At 67.6% G+C, this 16552-nt stretch carries 17 protein-coding genes and 1 riboswitch; of the genes, 9 read left to right on the top strand and 8 right to left on the bottom strand.

Annotated features, from left to right (window positions below):
• Positions 1–5: 5 nt before the first annotated feature.
• Positions 6–1859, bottom strand: a complete 1854-nt coding sequence (locus CI15_RS09665) for an autotransporter assembly complex protein TamA (protein WP_062126935.1) — start codon at positions 1857–1859, stop codon at positions 6–8.
• 268 nt (positions 1860–2127) lie between these two features.
• On the opposite strand from CI15_RS09665, the gene CI15_RS09670 reads away from it, so the two are divergent.
• From CI15_RS09670 to panD, 4 genes are all read left to right on the top strand, one after another.
• Complete coding sequence (locus CI15_RS09670) at positions 2128–2313, top strand: DUF3460 family protein (RefSeq protein ID WP_062126938.1); 186 nt, start codon at positions 2128–2130, stop codon at positions 2311–2313.
• A 74-nt stretch (positions 2314–2387) separates the two neighbouring features.
• Complete coding sequence (locus CI15_RS09675; RefSeq protein WP_062127204.1) at positions 2388–3245, top strand: segregation and condensation protein A; 858 nt, start codon at positions 2388–2390, stop codon at positions 3243–3245.
• A 240-nt stretch (positions 3246–3485) separates the two neighbouring features.
• Positions 3486–4319 carry a pantoate--beta-alanine ligase gene (gene panC / locus CI15_RS09680; RefSeq protein WP_062126940.1) on the top strand — a complete coding sequence of 278 codons (834 nt, stop codon included), beginning with the start codon at positions 3486–3488 and terminating at the stop codon, positions 4317–4319.
• 42 nt (positions 4320–4361) lie between these two features.
• Positions 4362–4748 carry an aspartate 1-decarboxylase gene (gene panD, locus CI15_RS09685; RefSeq protein ID WP_062126943.1) on the top strand — a complete coding sequence of 129 codons (387 nt, stop codon included), beginning with the start codon at positions 4362–4364 and terminating at the stop codon, positions 4746–4748.
• A gap of 49 nt (positions 4749–4797) precedes the next feature.
• On the opposite strand, the gene CI15_RS09690 is transcribed toward panD, so the two are convergent.
• Positions 4798–5436, bottom strand: a complete 639-nt coding sequence (locus CI15_RS09690; protein ID WP_062126945.1) for a ParA family protein — start codon at positions 5434–5436, stop codon at positions 4798–4800.
• Positions 5437–5677: 241 nt separating this feature from the next.
• On the opposite strand from CI15_RS09690, the gene CI15_RS09695 reads away from it, so the two are divergent.
• Positions 5678–6097, top strand: coding sequence for a PaaI family thioesterase (locus tag CI15_RS09695; RefSeq protein ID WP_062126948.1), 420 nt, complete (start codon positions 5678–5680; stop codon positions 6095–6097).
• Between the two features lie 24 nt (positions 6098–6121).
• Here CI15_RS09695 and CI15_RS09700 read toward each other — a convergent pair whose 3' ends face one another.
• Positions 6122–7603: a cobyric acid synthase gene (locus tag CI15_RS09700; RefSeq protein WP_241495825.1), complete on the bottom strand. Its 1482-nt coding sequence runs from the start codon at positions 7601–7603 to the stop codon at positions 6122–6124.
• A 183-nt stretch (positions 7604–7786) separates the two neighbouring features.
• On the opposite strand from CI15_RS09700, the gene cobU reads away from it, so the two are divergent.
• Genes cobU through CI15_RS09720 form a run of 4 tightly spaced genes read left to right on the top strand, consistent with a single transcriptional unit; the run spans position 7787 to position 11368 of the window.
• Positions 7787–8341: a bifunctional adenosylcobinamide kinase/adenosylcobinamide-phosphate guanylyltransferase gene (cobU, locus tag CI15_RS09705; RefSeq protein WP_062126954.1), complete on the top strand. Its 555-nt coding sequence runs from the start codon at positions 7787–7789 to the stop codon at positions 8339–8341.
• Positions 8341–9282, top strand: a complete 942-nt coding sequence (gene cbiB / locus CI15_RS09710) for an adenosylcobinamide-phosphate synthase CbiB (protein ID WP_062126957.1) — start codon at positions 8341–8343, stop codon at positions 9280–9282. Before cobU ends, cbiB begins: the two co-directional genes overlap by 1 nt.
• A gap of 4 nt (positions 9283–9286) precedes the next feature.
• Positions 9287–10363, top strand: coding sequence for a threonine-phosphate decarboxylase CobD (gene cobD, locus CI15_RS09715; protein WP_062126960.1), 1077 nt, complete (start codon positions 9287–9289; stop codon positions 10361–10363).
• Between the two features lie 54 nt (positions 10364–10417).
• Positions 10418–11368, top strand: coding sequence for a cobalamin-binding protein (locus tag CI15_RS09720; protein WP_241495820.1), 951 nt, complete (start codon positions 10418–10420; stop codon positions 11366–11368).
• Between the two features lie 58 nt (positions 11369–11426).
• Here the strand turns inward: CI15_RS09720 and cobC are convergent, their stop codons facing one another.
• From cobC to CI15_RS09745, 5 genes are all read right to left on the bottom strand, one after another.
• Complete coding sequence (cobC, locus tag CI15_RS09725; RefSeq protein ID WP_062126963.1) at positions 11427–12017, bottom strand: alpha-ribazole phosphatase; 591 nt, start codon at positions 12015–12017, stop codon at positions 11427–11429.
• Positions 12002–12778 (bottom strand): adenosylcobinamide-GDP ribazoletransferase, encoded by a 777-nt coding sequence (locus CI15_RS09730; RefSeq protein WP_062126966.1) that lies wholly within the window; start codon positions 12776–12778, stop codon positions 12002–12004. The genes cobC and CI15_RS09730 overlap by 16 nt, the downstream gene beginning before the upstream one ends.
• 76 nt (positions 12779–12854) lie before the next feature.
• A complete protein-coding gene (gene cobT / locus CI15_RS09735) occupies positions 12855–13916 on the bottom strand; it encodes a nicotinate-nucleotide--dimethylbenzimidazole phosphoribosyltransferase (RefSeq protein WP_062126969.1) in 1062 nt (353 codons plus the stop codon).
• A gap of 43 nt (positions 13917–13959) precedes the next feature.
• Positions 13960–14793, bottom strand: coding sequence for an ABC transporter ATP-binding protein (locus CI15_RS09740; protein WP_062126972.1), 834 nt, complete (start codon positions 14791–14793; stop codon positions 13960–13962).
• The gene (locus tag CI15_RS09745; RefSeq protein WP_062126975.1) at positions 14790–15854 is read right to left on the bottom strand and encodes a FecCD family ABC transporter permease; all 1065 of its coding nucleotides are present in this window, start codon (positions 15852–15854) and stop codon (positions 14790–14792) included. Before CI15_RS09745 ends, CI15_RS09740 begins: the two co-directional genes overlap by 4 nt.
• 251 nt (positions 15855–16105) lie before the next feature.
• Positions 16106–16369: riboswitch (cobalamin riboswitch) on the bottom strand.
• Between the last annotated feature and the right edge of the window lie 183 nt (positions 16370–16552).

Below are 16552 nucleotides of genomic sequence, written 5' to 3' on the forward strand. Positions count from 1 at the left end.
AAACGTCAGAACGCGATGCCGAGCGTGATATACGGCCGCACGCTGTTATTGCGGATCCCGTAAGCGAGATCGAGATTGACCGGGCCGACCGGGCTGCGCCAGCGCGCGCCGACACCGACGCCCGGGTAGAAGATTTTCTCGCCCCAGGTATCGGTCGCGGTGCCGATGTCGAAGAACGTGGCCATGCCCCAGTTGTGCGAGAACCAGTGCTGGTATTCGATCGCGCTCGTCACCAGGTATTTGGTGGGCAGGATCGATCCGGCGACGTCGTTGCCGATGCTCTGGAAGCCGTAGCCGCGCACCGAGTTCGAGCCGCCCGCGCGGAACAGCAGCGACGCCGGAATGCCGCTCGAGCTGCCGCTCGTGAAAACGCCGCCGAGCTCGGCGCGAATCACCACGATGTCGTCGACGCCGATCGGAAAATACTGCTGGCCGCGCGCGTAGCCACGGATGAACGACTGGTCGGCGAGCACCCCTTTGACCGCGAAGCCGGCCTCGACGTGGATCAGGTTGCCGCGGCGCGGGAACAGCGGGTCGTCGGTATCGCGCCGCGTCCACGACCATCCCGGCACCAGCGCGTGCGCGCGGGTCGGCGGCGCGGCGTTCTGGTCGAGCTGGTCGTCATAGAACAGCAGCGAGTAGCTGTAGTCGAGGAACTGCGAGGTGCGCGAGCGCTGCACGCCGCCGCGGATGCTGTAGATGCGCGTGTCGGAGACGTCGGTGGTCGTGTACGACGCGAGCACGCTATTGGTCCACCCGTGCAGCCCCGGCGGCATTGACAGCTGGACTTGGCCGTATTGCTGCGTCTGGTCGGCGCGGCCCTCGATCGTAAATGGCCACGCCGCGCCGAACGTGTTCAGATAGGTATAGCCGCCCTGCACGAGCGGGCCGTTGTCGGTCGAATAGCCGACGCCGCCGCGAAAGCTGTGATACGGAAACTCCGACACCTTCACGTGCACGGGTGTGTTGAGCGGCTTGGTCGGGTCGTTGTCGAGGTCGATCGCGACGCTCGCGAAGTACGGCGTGTTCTGCAGTTGCCGCTGCAGCTCGGCGACGGTGCGCGTGTCGTAGATGTCGCCCGGCGAGATCGGATTGACGTTGTGGACGATGCGCTCCGGATAGCGCTTCGTGCCCTGCACATCGAGTTCGCCCATCGTGAAGGTCGGCCCGCTGTCGTAGACGACCGACAGCTTCGCCGTGTGCGTGCGCGGATCGATCAGCGCCTCGGAGTGGTAAATCTTCGCGGCGAGGTAGCGGCGCGATTGCAGCTCGCGCAGCGACGCGTTCTTCGCGTCGTCCCAATCGCCCTGCGAGAACGGCTGGCCCTCGTGCAGCGAGAATGCGAAGCGGGTCGCGTTTTCGCGCGACGGGTCCTCGGTCAGCACGGCGCCGCGAAACGACAGATCGACCGCCGTGACTTTGGTCTGCGGGCCCGGCTCGACGCGCACGGTGACCTGACGCAGGTCGTTGACGGTGCGCACGTCGGTGCTGACGAGCGGCGAGAAATAGCCTTGCGTCGCGACGAGGTCGCGCACCTGCTGTGGCGTCGCGGTGATGAGGAACGAGAACTGGTCGTCGGTGACGTCGGGCCGCGTCGCGAAACGCGAGATATCGAGGTGCTGTTCCAGCAAGCGGCGCACCGAGCGCGGCTCGGCGATCACCTCGACCTTGTAGCTTGGCGCCTTGCGCGCCGCGTGGGCCTCGCCCGCGGCCAGCAGCAGCATCATGAGCCCGAGGCCGAAAGCGAGCGACACGCGCAGCCAGCACCGCGCGAGCGCCGCGCGCTCACGCGCGCGAGCGCGCGCCTGGCCGGTTTCGCTGCGCCACGCAAGCGGCTTGTCGATCGTGCCTCCCGCCAAACAGGACCTCCGGCCTCAATGAGTGAATTCGCGTGCCCCGGCCGCACCGCGCGATCGAGGCATGCTATTTGACCACAACGCGACCCTCACCGGCCTCTCTCGTGGCTTCGCCGGCGCCCCACTCTTCATCTCAAAAATGGGCGCCCCGCGGCGTTTTTTCGACCGCGCAGGGCGCATGCGGTAAAATCGCGGACGATGGCGCCCACCCGGCGGCGCCCCGCAGCGGCCAACCGAGAGCCGCCACCTTACCCACCACGGACGTCGAGCCATGTATCAATCGGACATCACCCAGTTCCTGAACCAGCTCAAGCAACAGAAGCCCAGTCTGGAGGCCGAGCAACGCAAAGGCCGCGCGCTGCTGTGGGACAAACAGCCGATCGATCTTGAAGAACGCGCCGAGCAGAAAGCTTCGCGCGTGGAACAGACGCCCTACTCGTACTACCAGAACTTCTGAGCGCCCCAGTCACGCCGACGATGAGTCACGCTGACGAGGTACACGGTCCGCTGCACGGCCCGCTTCACGGCCCGATGCACGGACCGGCGCCGGCGCCGTCCGACACCGCGCTCGCCACGCCCGCCACCGATTCGACGCCCGACACGGTCGACGGCGTCGCTTTCGCGCGTCTGTACGGCGAGCCGCTGTTCAAGCTGCCCAACGACCTGTACATCCCGCCGGACGCGCTCGAGGTGTTTCTCGAGACCTTCGAGGGGCCGCTCGACCTGCTGCTGTATCTGATCCGTAAGCAGAACTTCAACGTGCTCGACATCCCGATGGCGGATGTCACCACGCAATATCTCGGCTACGTCGAGCAACTGCGCAAGACCAATCTCGAACTCGCGTCCGAGTACCTGCTGATGGCCGCGATGCTGATCGAGATCAAGTCGCGCATGCTGCTGCCGGTCAAGAAGGCCGACACCGGCGAGGAAGCCGAAGACCCGCGCGCCGAACTGGTGCGCCGCCTGCTCGAATACGAGCAGATGAAGCTCGCCGCGCAGCGCATCGACCAGTTGCCGCAGCTCGGGCGCGATTTCCTGCGCGCCGAGGTCTATATCGAGCAAAGCATCACGCCGCGTTTCCCGGACGTGAACAGCGAAGACCTGCGCGCCGCCTGGGCCGACGTGATCAAGCGCGCCAAGCTGGTCCAGCATCACAAGATTTCGCGCGAGGAACTGTCGGTGCGCGAGCACATGAGCCTGATCCTGCGGCAGTTGCAGAACGCGCGTTTCATCGAGTTTTCCGATCTGTTCGACACGAGCCGTGGCGTGCCGGTCGTCGTCGTGAACTTCATCGCCATGCTCGAGCTGTGCCGCGAATCGCTCGTCGAAATCACCCAGGCGGAGCCGTTCGCGCCGATTTACGTGCGGCTCGCGTATCTGCCTGCCTGAGTGACGGCCGCACCACGGGAAAATCGCTACCAACTGTGACAGCGAAGCCTGGCGGGCGTCCGCGGGAACGGCGCTGCGCGCCTTCGCCGACCGCGGCCGCGCTTGGGTGCGCCCGCTGCGCAAATCCACTACAATCCGCGCTCCAAACCCGTCATTGCCGGTGAGGCGGCGGCCCGCGCGATTCCGCCAGGTCTTGCGCCAACCGGATCGCGCGCCGCGCGAGCCAATCCCTGTCCGATCATGAAAGTCATCAGCTCGATCCATGAATTGCGCGACCAGTTGCGCGGCCAGAATCGCACGGCCTTTGTGCCGACGATGGGCAACCTGCACGAAGGCCATCTGTCGCTGATGCGCCTCGCGCGCCAGCACGGCGACCCGGTCGTGGCGAGCATTTTCGTCAACCGGCTGCAGTTCGGCCCGAACGAGGATTTCGACAAATACCCGCGCACGCTCGAAGCCGATATCGAGAAGCTGCAAAAGGAAAACGTCTACGTGCTGTTCGCGCCGACCGAACGGGATATGTATCCGGAGCCGCAGGAGTATCGCGTGCATCCGCCGCACGATCTCGGCGACATCCTCGAGGGTGAATTCCGCCCCGGCTTCTTCCACGGCGTGTGCACGGTCGTGATGAAGCTGATGTCGTGCGTGCAGCCGCGCGTTGCCGTGTTCGGCAAGAAGGATTACCAGCAGCTGATGATCGTGCGCCAGATGTGCAACCAGTTCGCGCTGCCGACCGACATCGTCGCCGCCGAAACGGTGCGCGACACCGACGGCCTCGCGCTCAGCTCGCGCAACCGCTATCTGTCGGCCGCCGAGCGCGCCGAGGCGCCGATGCTGGCCGCCGAGCTGAATCGGGTGCGCGACGCGGTGCTCGCGGGCGAGCGCGACTTCGCGAAGCTCGAACAGGCGACGAAGGCGACGCTGGCCGCGCGCGGCTGGCAGCCCGATTACATCGCGATCCGCAAGCGCTCGAACCTGATCGCGCCGGGCGAGCAGGACGCCAACGCGCCGCTCGTCGTGCTGGCCGCCGCGAAGCTCGGCGCGACCCGGCTCATTGACAACCTTGAAATCTGACGCCGCGACGAGCGGCGCCACCGTAGCCACACAGGATTGGTCATGCAACGCAATATGCTGAAGTCGAAGATTCACCGCGTCGCGGTCACGCACTGCGAGCTCCACTACGAGGGCTCGTGCGCGATCGACGAAGACCTGCTCGAAGCGGCGAACATCGTCGAAAACGAACGCATCGACATCTGGAACATCAACAACGGCGAGCGCTTCTCGACCTACGCGATCAAGGGCGAACGCGGCAGCGGGATGATTTCGCTGAACGGTTCGGCTGCGCGTCGCGCGCAACTCGGCGATCTGGTCATCATCGCGGCATTCGCGGTGGTCGACGAGGCGGAACTGAAGGCGGGCTGGAAGCCGGAGCTCGTGTTCGTCGATGAAAACAACAAGATCAAGGGCAGCCGCGATCACGTGCCCACCCAGGCCTGGAGCTGAGCGCGGCTCAGCTTGACGCCAGACTGATGGCGGGCGGGCTGCCGCCCCCTCAGTCCTTCTTCCCCGCGCCGTTCGTCCACTCGACGATCGGCTGCCACTGCTCCAGATCCTTCTCCACGCGGCTTTTCGCGACGTCCCACAGCGTCAGCCCGTGCGCCGCGAGTTGCACGTAATTCTGCGTGTCGCGCAGAAAGCCGAGCACCGGCAGCTTCAATCCCTCGACGAAACGATGCAGCTGCTCGGCTGAGCGCGTGCGTGCATCGACGCGCATGCCGACCACGCCGATCTCGATCGCGCCCTTCCTGACCGCCTTTTCCTTCGCGAGCCGCTCGAGAAATTCCTGGGTCGCGAGAATATCGAACAACGACGGCTGCAGCGGCACGATCACCTTGTCGGCGAGATCGAGCGCGATGTTCAGACGGTTGCCGTGCAGGCCGGCCGGCGTGTCGACGACCGCGTGCTCGAGGCCCTTCGGCGGCTTGGCGGGCGTATCGGGATTGACTTCCCAGGTTTCGATGGCCGGCAGCGTGGCAGGCCGCAAATCGAGCCACGCGTGCGCGGAGTGCTGCTTGTCGAGGTCGGCCAGCGCGACCCATTCGCCCGCCGCGGCGAAATAGCCGGCCAGATTGGTCGATAGCGTGCTCTTGCCCACGCCGCCCTTCGGATTCGCCACCACGATCACCGACATGAAATCTCCCGGAAAGAAGGCTGGACACCGCCAGCCGGTTTGCCGTGCAATTGCTCTCACTCGCGCCGATCCGCTATGACCGGCGCCGGCGGGCTCCAATCGCTGTCGTTCGAAGTTCGGTTTTCAGGTACGCCCACCGGTTCAGCCGTTGATAATATCGGCAAATCAGCACGGCCGAAGCCCCCGCATCGCGAATCGGCCGCTTCAATCCGCCATTTTTTCCCACAAGGATCCGAATCTCATGAGCAAACTGCGCCCCGAATACACCGTCGAACGCCTGCAGGAGCGCCAGAAGGGCAAGCTGCCGGACCTGTTGGGCCTGCGCGTGCTGAGCGTGGATGAGGGCACGCTGGTCGCCGAGCTGACCGTGCGCGAGGAACTGCTCGCGCCGAACGGCTTCCTGCACGCGGCCACCGTGATCGGCCTCGCCGACACCGCCTGCGGCTACGCGTGCATCGCGCATCTGCCGGAAAACTCGCGCAACTTCACGACGATCGAGCTGAAGAGCAACTTCCTCGGCACCGCGACGGAAGGCACGATTCGCGCGGTCGCGAAGGCCGTGCACCTCGGGCGCAGCACGCAGGTCTGGGACGCCACGGTCACCGGTCCCGATGGCAAGACGATCGCACTGTTTCGTTGCACGCAGATGGTGTTGTACTAACCCCGCCTCCCGCAACGCAAAGCCTTAGCCCACCGCCGCAAATAGCCGGGCGATATCGACGTGCCCGGCCAGCGTATCGGCAAGCCGCTCCAGCGACGCCTCGCGCAAGGCCGGATAGTCGAGCGCCTCGGCGTCGCTCAAACCCGCCCACGCGAGCAGCGCCGCGCAGGCAGCCGGTGTGTCGAACAAACCATGCACGTAGGTCGCGAGAATCTGGCCATCGGCGGATAGCGCGCCGTCGGGACGCCCACAGTCCGAGCTGCCCTCGCCTCGCGAAGCGCTATCGAGCCGCAGCGCCGGCGCGTCCAATGCCGGGCCACGCGTCTCGCCCATGTGAATCTCGTAGCCGGCGACCTGCGGCGCGCCGGGCAGCGCCAGGCGCCCCGTCACGTTCTTCAGCGTTTTGTCGCGCGTGAGCACCGTCGTGTAATCCAGCCAGCCGAAACCCGCGAAAGTGCCCGGCGCACCCTCGACGCCATGCGGATCGGCAATCTCGCGACCGAGCATCTGCATGCCGCCGCAGATGCCGATCACGCGGCCGCCGTAGCGCAGATGCCGCGCGAGCACGTCGCCCCAGCCCTGTGCGCGCAAAAACGCGAGGTCGTCAGGCACGTTTTTCGAGCCGGGCAGGATGATCAGATCGGCGGGCGGAGGCGCAGTGCCCGCGCGCACATAGTGAAAATCGACCTGCGGATGCGCGCGCAACGCGTCGAAATCGGTGTGGTTGCTGATGTGCGGCAGTACCGGCACGACCACCCGCAGCAGACGGCGCGATTCGCCGCTCCCGGCCGCGCGCAGCTCGGGTGGCAGCATGTCCTCGGCGTCGAGCGTGAGGCCATGCAAATACGGCACGACGCCGAGCACCGGCTTGCCGGTCTTCGCTTCGAGCCAGTCGAGCCCGGGCTTGAGCAGCCCGATGTCGCCGCGAAAGCGGTTGATGATGAAGCCGCGCACGCGCGCCTGCTCACTTTCGGACAAACACGCGAGCGTGCCGGTCAGGTGCGCGAACACCCCGCCGCGGTCGATATCGGCGACCAGCACGACCGGGCAATCGACCGCTTCCGCAAATCCCATATTGGCGATGTCGCGCTCGCGCAGATTGATCTCGGCCGGACTGCCCGCGCCTTCGACGAAAATCGTGTCGTACGACGCGCGCAGCCGCGCGTACGACTCCAGTACCGCCTCGAACGCGACCGGCTTGTAGTCGTGATACGCGCGCGCATCGAGATTCATGCGCGCCTTGCCGTGGATGATCACCTGGGCGCCGCGATCGCTGGTCGGCTTCAGCAGCACCGGGTTCAGGTCGGTGTGCGCGTCGATGCCCGCGGCCACTGCCTGCAACGCCTGCGCGCGGCCGATCTCGCCGCCGTCGACGGTCACCGCGCTATTCAACGCCATGTTCTGCGGCTTGAACGGCGCGACCCGCGCCCCCGCGCGCCGCGCGAGACGGCACAGGCCCGCGACCAGCGTGCTCTTGCCCGCGTCGGACGTGGTGCCCTGGATCATCAGCGTGCCGCGCGGCACGGGCAGGGCGTCGGGGGAAGTTGGCGTTCGGCTCACGGCAAGGCGCTCGGAAGGTGGGTAAAGAGGTTGCAGGGCCGAACGGGTCGGGCGCCGGGCGTCGAACGTCGGGCGTGGCGGGCCGTGCAATCGAGCGGCATTATCCCACCGCGCCGGTACAATCATGCGATGACTCCCCGCGACCTCACCTTCGTTCTCGGCGGCGCCCGCTCGGGCAAGAGCGCGCATGCCGAGCGGCTCGCCAGCGACAGCGCCCTGCCCGTCACCTACATCGCCACCGCCCGCCTCACCGACGACGCCGAATTCAACGCGCGCATCGCGCATCATCGTGAGCGGCGGCCCGCGCATTGGGGTCTCGTCGAAGCGGACGACGATCTCGCGGGCGCACTCGCGCAACACGACGCGCCGGGCCAGTGTCTGCTGATCGACTGCCTGACGCTGTGGCTCGCGAACCTGCTGTGTCCCGCCGACGGCGCCGCGCCGCCGCTGTCGCACTATTACGAAGCGGCCACCGCGCTCGAAGCGGCGCTCGCCGGCGCGCGCGGCAAGATCATCGTCGTCAGCAACGAGATCGGCCTCGGCGTCGTGCCGCTCGGCGAAGCCACGCGTCTTTACGTCGACGAACTCGGCCGCCTCAATCAGCGCGTCGCCGCGTTGAGCAGCGAAGCCACGCTGATGGTCGCGGGACTGCCGCTCGCGCTGAAAAGCGCGAGCCGCGCGTGATGTCGCCGCTCACGATGCCGCTGATCGCGACGCTCGCGACCGCGGGCGTCGTCGTCGATCGCTGGTTCGGCGAGCCGGGCTTCGCGCATCCGCTCGTCGGCTTCGGCAACTGGGCCGCGCGCCTCGAGGCGCGCTTCAATCACGGCCGGCGTCTGCGCCTCAAGGGCCTGTTGGCATGGGCGCTCGCGGTGTTGCCGCCGGTGTTGATCGCCTGGGGGCTCGTCGCCGTGCTGCCGTTCTACGCGGCCTGCGCGCTGCATGTCGTGCTGCTGTGGTTCGCGCTCGGCGCACGCAGCCTGCGCGATCACATCGCGCCGATTGCGCGAGCGCTCGGTCAACACGATGTCGCCACGGCGCGTGAGTTGACCGCGCGGATCGTCTCGCGCGACACCACGGAATCCGACGAAGCCGCGCTCGCGCGCGCCGCGATCGAATCGGCGCTCGAAAACGGTAACGACGCGATCTTCGGCGCGCTGTTCTGGTTCGCGCTCGCGGGCGGCCCGGGCGCCCTCGCCTTTCGCCTCGCCAATACGCTCGACGCGATGTGGGGTTATCGCACGCCACGCTATCTGCGCTTTGGCTGGGCCGCCGCGCGCCTCGACGACGTGCTGAACTGGATTCCCGCGCGCCTGACGGCCACCAGCTACGCGCTGCTCGGCGACACCTTCACCGCCTGGCGCTGCTGGCGCGAGCAGGCGCCGCGCTGGGACAGCCCGAACGCGGGCCCGGTGATGGCGTCCGGCGCCGGCAGCCTGAACGTGCTGATCGGCGGCCCGGCCGTCTATCACGGCACGCTCGAACATCGGCCGCCGCTGGGCTTCGGCCATCCCGCCGAGGCGCGTCATGTCGGTGCCGCGTTGATGCTCGTCGAACGGACGGTGATTCTCTGGCTGGCCGTGCTGATCGTGCTGGCGTTGTTGAGCGTGCCGTTTCATGGCTGAGCGGATGACCGACCGGACACAGCCGCGCGAGCACCCCGCGAGCGGCCCGATCGCGCACGGCGGCAACCTGCACGAAGCGGCGGCGCGCTACGGCATTCCGTACCCGCAGTGGCTCGATCTGTCGACCGGTATCAATCCGCACGGCTATCCGGTGCCGCCGCTGCCCGCCGACGCGTGGCGCCGCCTGCCCGACGACGGCGACGGCTTCGCCGAACGCGCCGCGCGGTACTACGGCGCACCCGATGCCGCGCACGTGCTGCCGGTCGCCGGCAGCCAGGCGGCGATTCGCGCTTTGCCCACGTTGCTGCCGCGGGCGACGCTCGGCATCGCACCGCTGACCTACGGCGAGTACGCGCCCGCATTCGAGCGCGCGGGACACGAGGTCGCGCCGCTCGACGTGCGATGCGACACGCTGCCCGCCGCGCTCACGCATGTCGCGATCGTCAATCCCAACAATCCGACGGCCACGCAGGTCGACGCGGCGAAGCTGCTGCACTGGCACGCGCAGCTGCGCGAGCGCGGCGGTACGCTGCTCGTCGACGAAGCCTTCGCCGATACGCTGCCGACTGGGCACGGCGCGTCGCTGGCGGCGCATACACGACTGGACGGGCTCGTCGTGTTGCGCTCGCCCGGCAAGTTCTTCGGGCTCGCCGGTGTACGCGCCGGGTTCGTGCTGGCGGCGCCCGCCTTGCTCGCCGCGCTGCGCAATACGCTGGGTGCATGGACGGTCAGCGGCCCCGCCCGTCACGCGGTGAGCGCCGCCTTCGCCGATGCCGCGTGGCAGACGCGGATGCGTGAGCGGCTCATCGGCGAGAGCGCGCGGCTTGCCGGGCTCCTGCATGCGCACGCTTTTGCGACACACGGCACGCCGCTTTTCGCATGGACCGACGACGCACGCGCCGCCGCGCTGCATGAAGCGCTCGCGCGGCGCGGCGTATGGACGCGACTCTTTCCGCCGTCGCGCTACGTGCCATCGGCCAGCGTGCGCTTCGGACTGCCGGGCGACGAGGCCGAATGGACCCGCTTCGAGCAACAACTGCAACAGGCCGTTCGTGCGATCGATGCGGGGCGCGCGGATTAGCGCACTGTTCTTCAACCCCAACCCGCTCAACGCTTCGTGCCCCACCCTCACCCGATGATCCGCTCGACTCGCCCGATCCGCTTCGCCGCGCCCGCGCGCAGCTTGATCCGTTGGCTCGGCGCCGCATCGCTCGCCCTGCATGCGTTCAGCGCGCTCGCCGCGATCACCGTCGTCGACGACAGCGGCGCGACCGTCACGCTCGCCGCGCCCGCGCAACGCGTAATCAGCCTCGCGCCGCACGTGACTGAATTGCTGTACGCCGCGGGTGGCGGCCCAAAGATGGTCGGCGCGGTGTCGTACAGCGACTATCCGCCCGAAGCGAAGCAACTCTCACGTGTCGGCGATAACAAGGCGCTCGACCTCGAACGCATCGTCGCGCTGAAGCCGGACCTGATCGTCGTGTGGCGGCATGGCAATGCGCAGCGTCAGCTCGAGCGCTTGCGCGAACTCCACGTGCCGCTCTACTTCAGCGAGCCACGCCGTCTCGACGACGTCGCCGTCTCGTTGACGAAACTCGGCCGGCTGCTCGGCACATCGGCGAGCGCGGACGCCGCGGCGGCCGCTTATCGCGACGACATCGCCCGTCTGCGCGCGCGCTATTCGACGCGCCCGAGCGTCAGCGTGTTTTATCAGGTATGGGACCGGCCGCTGATGACGCTCAACGGCGAGCATATGATCAGCGACGTGATCGCGCTGTGCGGCGGCCACAACGTATTCGCGGACCTGCAGCCGCTCGTGCCGACGGTGTCGAGCGAAGCGGTGCTCGCGGCGAATCCGGAAGCGATCGTCACCGCAGCGCCCGGCGCGACGCGGCCCGATACGACGCTGCCGCAACTCGACTCGTGGCGCGCCTGGCCCGGTCTCGCAGCCGTCGCGAACAACAATCTCTTTGCGATCGATGGCGATCTGATCGACCGACCCGCGCCGCGCATCGCGCAAGGTGCGCGGCAATTGTGCGAGGACCTCGAACTCGCGCGTTCGCGCAGAAAGCAGCCCGCGCCGTAACGCGCGGGACCTTGGTCTCACGCACAAAAAAACTTTGTTCTCGGTACGCCCCCGACGCTCACGCATTCCACCGCACAAGTGACCACTGCAAGGTCTCGTCGTTACGCTGCAACCAGACGATCCCGGTCATATCGAGCGACCACTGCAGGCAACGCGCGAGCGGCACCTCCAGCACCCAGGATGCGATCGCGCGCATCACGCCCGCATGCGTGACCACATACGCGGGCGACAGCTCGCGCGTCTGCGCGAACGCATCGAACCACGCTCGCACGCGCGCGACGAATTGCGCGACGCTCTCGCCGCCATGGGCGCGCGCATGCTCGAAATTGGCGGCCCATTCGTCGAGCAACGCGCGATCGATCGTGTCCCAGCGCTGCGTCTCCCAGTCGCCGAAATCCATCTCCTTCAGACGATCGTCGTGGCTGACCACGCAGCCGAAGTCGTTGGCGATCTCGGCCGCCAGCGCAGCGCAGCGCGTGAGCGGACTCGTGATCAGCACGCGCGGCGCCGGCACCTGCAAGCTCGCCAGCTTTACCGCCAATGCATTCGACGTCACCTCGGCGTTTTCCGCCAACGCGACGTCACTATGGCCGTAACAGATACCCGCATCGAGCGCGACAGCGGGATGGCGAATCAGGACGATATCCATGCAAGCCCCACCAGATAGATGCTCAATTCGAAGATCTGTTGCGCGAAGCCAAGGCAATCGCCGGTATAGCCGCCAATGCGTCTGACGAAATAACGACCCATCGCGAAGCGCAGCGCGAACAGCACGACACACGTGAGCGCGGCGAAACGCCAGTCGGGTGCGCCGGGGCCGTTCGGCCACAGCAGCCACGGCAGCCCGAACAGCGCGGCGCACAACAGCGCCGGCCCGCTCAGACGCAGCGCGACCGGCTTGGCCTTGCCTGCCGCGCGCACGTACTCGAGCGTAGCCAGGTAACTGATCGCGCAAGCGCGGCTCGCGCCGTGCGCCGCAATCATCAGGCTGGCGGCACGCAGCGGCGGCAACGCGACGAGCGTCTGCCACTTGATCGCCAGGGCGACCACGAGCGCGATGGCGCCGAAAGCACCGATGCGCGAGTCTTGCATGATGCGCAGTGCATCGTCGCGCGTATAGGCGCCACCGAACGCATCGATGCAATCCGCGAGACCGTCCTCGTGAAACGCGCCCGTCACGAGAAGCGACGCGGCCATCGACAGCAGCACCGCGACGCCCGCCGGCAACACGCGCAGCGCGGCCAGATAGACGAGCGCGCTGAAGCCGCCCACCAACACGCCGACGAGTGGAAAATAACGCGCCGCCGCATTCAGATAATGCGGTTCGAAGCCGACCCAGCGCGGCACCGGCACGCGCGTGAAGTATCCGAGCGCGGTGAAGAAATAGCGCAGTTCGGTAAGCGGGTTCATGAGCGTGGCGGGTGCGGGTGCACAGCGATGCGGGCCGAGGTTCGCAATGTCGCGAAGCGGGTCGTCGTGACGCGCATCACGCTTCGCGATCCGCGACGCCCGCCGAGTCGAAGCTCGCCATCTCGTTGACGAAGGCCACCGCCGCGCGCAGCAGGGGCACTGCGAGCGCGGCGCCCGTGCCCTCGCCGAGCCGCATGTCGAGCGACAGCAGCGGCTGCGCGCCGAAATGATCGAGCATGCGCCGATGCCCCGCCTCGTTCGATGCATGCGCGAACACGCAGTACTCGCGCACGTCGGGCGAGAAGCCATCGGCGACCAGTAGCGCGGACGTCGCGATGAAGCCGTCGACGAGGATCGTCATGCGCGCTTCGGCGGCCGCCAGATACGCGCCCGCCATCATCGCGATCTCGAAGCCGCCGAAGGTGGCGAGCACGTCGAGCGGCGCGCGTGCGTCGGCATGACATGCGAGCGCCGAGGCGAGCACGTTGCGCTTTTTCGCGAGCCCGGCGTTGTCGAGACCGGTGCCACGGCCGACGCATTCGTCGATCGGCACGCCGCACAGGCGGCTCATCAGACACGCGGCCGCCGACGTGTTCGCGATGCCCATCTCGCCGAAGCCGATCACGTTGGTGCCGAGCGCCGCGTGATGACGCACGCGCGCGGCGCCCGCCTGCATCGCGGCGAGCGCTTCGGCGTGCGTCATCGCCGCTTCGTGCGCGAAGTTGCGCGTGCCGTGCCCGACCGGAATGTCGACGAGTCCAGCGGAGGACGGCAGCGGCGTCGCGACGCCCGCGTTGACCACTTCGAGTTCGAGACCCGCGACGCGGCTGAGCGCGTTGATCGCCGCGCCGCCCGCGACGAAGTTCGCGACCATCTGCGCGGTCACCGCTTGCGGATACGGGCTCACGCCTTCGGCGGCGATACCGTGGTCGCCCGCGAAGACGATCATCGCCGGACGCCGCACGGTGGGACGCGTGGTGCGCTGGATCATGCCCATCTGTCGCGCGAGTGTTTCGAGCCGGCCGAGACTGCCGGGCGGTTTGGTGCGCGTATCGATGATGCGTTGCAGCTCGGCACGGAGCGTTTGATCGAGCGGCGCGACCTCGGGCAAACCGGCCGGGAGTGGGGAGCGAGTCATAGATGTGAGCGAAACCAGGAAGGAGTGAAAATAAGCAGCCTGACTATATGTCATGACTGAAAGGCGATTCATGACGCACACGCGGCGCGGGAATCAGCGCCTCGTGCTCGCCGTCGCGAATCAGAATCAGCGGATGGCCGAACGCGCGGCTCGTCAGTGCGGGCGTCAGCACGTCGCGCACCGGGCCCGCATACGCGCCGCCCGCGCCGTCGAGCAGCAATGCATGCGTCGCGAAACGACGCGCGAGGTTCAGGTCGTGGCATGAGAACAGCACGCTGCGACGTGGCTCGCGCGACCATGCCGTGAGCGCTTCGAGACAGTCGATCTGATGATGCAGGTCGAGATGCGACAACGGCTCGTCGAGCAGCAACAGCGGCGCATCCTGGCACAGCACCGCTGCCAGCGCGACGCGCTGACGCTCGCCGCCCGATAGCGACAGCACGTCACGCGCGGCGTACCCGGCGAGACCGAGCCGTTCGAGCGCCGCGTGCGCGGCCGCGCGATCTTCATCGCGCTCCCAACCCCAGCCGCCCAGATGCGGGAAGCGATTCAGCAGCACGATGTCGAGCACGCTTGCGTCGAACGCATCGGCCGCGCTTTGCGGCATTAGCGCGCGGCGTCGTGCGAGCGGCAGCGCTTGCCAGTCGGCCACGCGCACGCCATCGAGTTCGACGTGCCCCGTGGCCGGCTGCAACAAGCCCGCCAGCGTCGACAGCAAGGTCGTTTTGCCCGCGCCGTTCGGCCCGGCGATGCACCAGATCTCGCCCGCGTAGAACGTATGCGTGAACGTGTCGAGCAAGGTGCGCGCGCCGGCGCGCAACGTCAGGCGTTGCGCGCTCAGCACGGAAGAGGTGGCGCTCGGTTCGTCTCGCATCATCGGCGGCGCTTGAGCAGCATCCATAGAAATACCGGCACCCCGACCAGCGACGTGATCACGCCGACCGGCAATTGCGCGGGCGCGATCACGGTACGGGCGATCAGATCCGCGCCCATTACCGCGACACCGCCGCCGAGCGCGGCCGCCGGCAGCAGCATGCGCTGATCGTTGCCGAACGCGAGCCGCAGCATGTGCGGCACGACGAGACCGACGAAGCCGATCGTGCCCGCGGTCGTCACCGCCGCGGCCGCCGCGAGCGACGCAGCGAGATACAAGCGCAATCGCAGCGGCATCACCGCGACGCCTAACGCCTGCGCGGCCGCATCGCCACGCAAGAGCACGTTCAGGCGCGGCGCGGCCGGCACGATCGCGAGCAACACGAGCACGAGCGCGATCAGCGCGGTCCACGGCAGCGTGCCGCCGTTGAGGTCGCCGGTGAGCCAGAACAGCATGCCGCGTAGACGGCTGTCGGGCGCAAGGTTGAGCAGCAGCGTGATCAGCGCGCCCCACCCCGCCGCGATCACCGCACCGGTCAATAGCAAACGCGGCGACGTGTCCTGCGGCTCGCCGCGCCACAACTCGCGACGCGCGAGGCCGAGCACCAGCAGGATCGATACGAACGCACCCGCGAACGCGCTCGCATCGACGATCCACCACGCGCCACCGGCGATCATCGCCGCCAGCGCAAACGTTGCCGCGCCGCCCGACACGCCGAGCACATACGGCTCGGCCAGCGGATTGCGCAACAGTACCTGCAGCAGCGCGCCGGCGAGCGCGAGCAACGCGCCGCACGCGAAGCCCGCGAGGGCGCGCGGCAAACGCAGCGTGCGCACGATTTCGCCGGCGAGATCGTCGCTGCCCGCGCCGCCGAATGCGTGCGAAGGCATCAGTGCCGCGAGCACGCGCGACGGCGCGAGCGACACGCTGCCGAGCACGAGCGAGGCACCGAGCACTACGACGGCGACGAGCGTCAGTGCAAGCCAGATCGTCGCCGCGCGCTTCGCGTTCATCGGGCGCGGGGTCTTTAGGGCCGTGGACAGCGAACCGGACGCGCGACTCATTTACGTGCGCTCACAGGCGTGGCCGACCCGGCGCGCGCGTCACGGCTGCCGCGAGCCGAGCGCGTCGTCAGCACCGCGTCGCGGCGGGTTATACGTGTAGGCCGTTTCATAGTCCTGGTTTCAACGGGTCGTCGGTTTGCGCGCGGGCGATGGCGGACGGCATGGGACGACCTTCCTGTAGGTAGCGTGCGCGGCCTGCTTCCCCGCAGGCCGACGCGTCACGAGGCGTCCTGTTTTAACGTTTTCGCGGGGGACGTCCCTCTTTTCTGGCCGGTATCCGGGCTACGACATGTCGATCCCGCCTTCCCACGCGTGACGCGCAGTGGCACACTCGCACGTTGAACTTCGAACCTGCGATCAGGACCGACCTGCATGGGCACAGCTCATGCGGTCGCTTACCGTTGCGGGGGCAGCGCAGGTTCGCGCATCCGGGTTTGGCACCGCGCGCGCCCTGCTTCCCGTTTAACTGCGCGCGCAGGCAAGCGCGCGCGGGCACCAGAGTGCGGGAAGTTTAGGAGCGGCCTCGCGGGGCGTCAAGAAAGGTCGATCGGTGCGCAAGCTGTTCCGTTGAACGCAGGTTATTGTCCGATGGATCGCCGGCTTTTTACCTTGGGGTCGACGACACGAGATGAAACGAATCTGCACGAAGCGATGCTGTTACGTCTCGAAACGAGACAATTGTCGGAACCTGTAATATT

Origin of the sequence: Paraburkholderia monticola, from assembly GCF_001580545.1 — a bacterium.
Lineage (GTDB): Bacteria > Pseudomonadota > Gammaproteobacteria > Burkholderiales > Burkholderiaceae > Paraburkholderia > Paraburkholderia monticola.

What these genes read in the sequence shown, in the direction of transcription:
- cbiB (WP_062126957.1), top strand. Translation starts at nt 8,341, where the DNA reads ATGTCGCCGCTCACGATGCCGCTGATCGCGACGCTCGCGACCGCGGGC.
- panD (WP_062126943.1), top strand. Translation starts at nt 4,362, where the DNA reads ATGCAACGCAATATGCTGAAGTCGAAGATTCACCGCGTCGCGGTCACG.
- cobD (WP_062126960.1), top strand. Translation starts at nt 9,287, where the DNA reads ATGACCGACCGGACACAGCCGCGCGAGCACCCCGCGAGCGGCCCGATC.
- CI15_RS09690 (WP_062126945.1), bottom strand. Translation starts at nt 5,436, where the DNA reads ATGTCGGTGATCGTGGTGGCGAATCCGAAGGGCGGCGTGGGCAAGAGC.
- CI15_RS09700 (WP_241495825.1), bottom strand. Translation starts at nt 7,603, where the DNA reads ATGATCCAGGGCACCACGTCCGACGCGGGCAAGAGCACGCTGGTCGCG.
- cobU (WP_062126954.1), top strand. Translation starts at nt 7,787, where the DNA reads ATGACTCCCCGCGACCTCACCTTCGTTCTCGGCGGCGCCCGCTCGGGC.
- CI15_RS09670 (WP_062126938.1), top strand. Translation starts at nt 2,128, where the DNA reads ATGTATCAATCGGACATCACCCAGTTCCTGAACCAGCTCAAGCAACAG.
- CI15_RS09740 (WP_062126972.1), bottom strand. Translation starts at nt 14,793, where the DNA reads ATGATGCGAGACGAACCGAGCGCCACCTCTTCCGTGCTGAGCGCGCAA.
- CI15_RS09695 (WP_062126948.1), top strand. Translation starts at nt 5,678, where the DNA reads ATGAGCAAACTGCGCCCCGAATACACCGTCGAACGCCTGCAGGAGCGC.
- CI15_RS09745 (WP_062126975.1), bottom strand. Translation starts at nt 15,854, where the DNA reads ATGAGTCGCGCGTCCGGTTCGCTGTCCACGGCCCTAAAGACCCCGCGC.
- CI15_RS09675 (WP_062127204.1), top strand. Translation starts at nt 2,388, where the DNA reads ATGCACGGACCGGCGCCGGCGCCGTCCGACACCGCGCTCGCCACGCCC.
- cobT (WP_062126969.1), bottom strand. Translation starts at nt 13,916, where the DNA reads ATGACTCGCTCCCCACTCCCGGCCGGTTTGCCCGAGGTCGCGCCGCTC.
- cobC (WP_062126963.1), bottom strand. Translation starts at nt 12,017, where the DNA reads ATGGATATCGTCCTGATTCGCCATCCCGCTGTCGCGCTCGATGCGGGT.
- CI15_RS09730 (WP_062126966.1), bottom strand. Translation starts at nt 12,778, where the DNA reads ATGAACCCGCTTACCGAACTGCGCTATTTCTTCACCGCGCTCGGATAC.
- CI15_RS09720 (WP_241495820.1), top strand. Translation starts at nt 10,418, where the DNA reads ATGATCCGCTCGACTCGCCCGATCCGCTTCGCCGCGCCCGCGCGCAGC.
- panC (WP_062126940.1), top strand. Translation starts at nt 3,486, where the DNA reads ATGAAAGTCATCAGCTCGATCCATGAATTGCGCGACCAGTTGCGCGGC.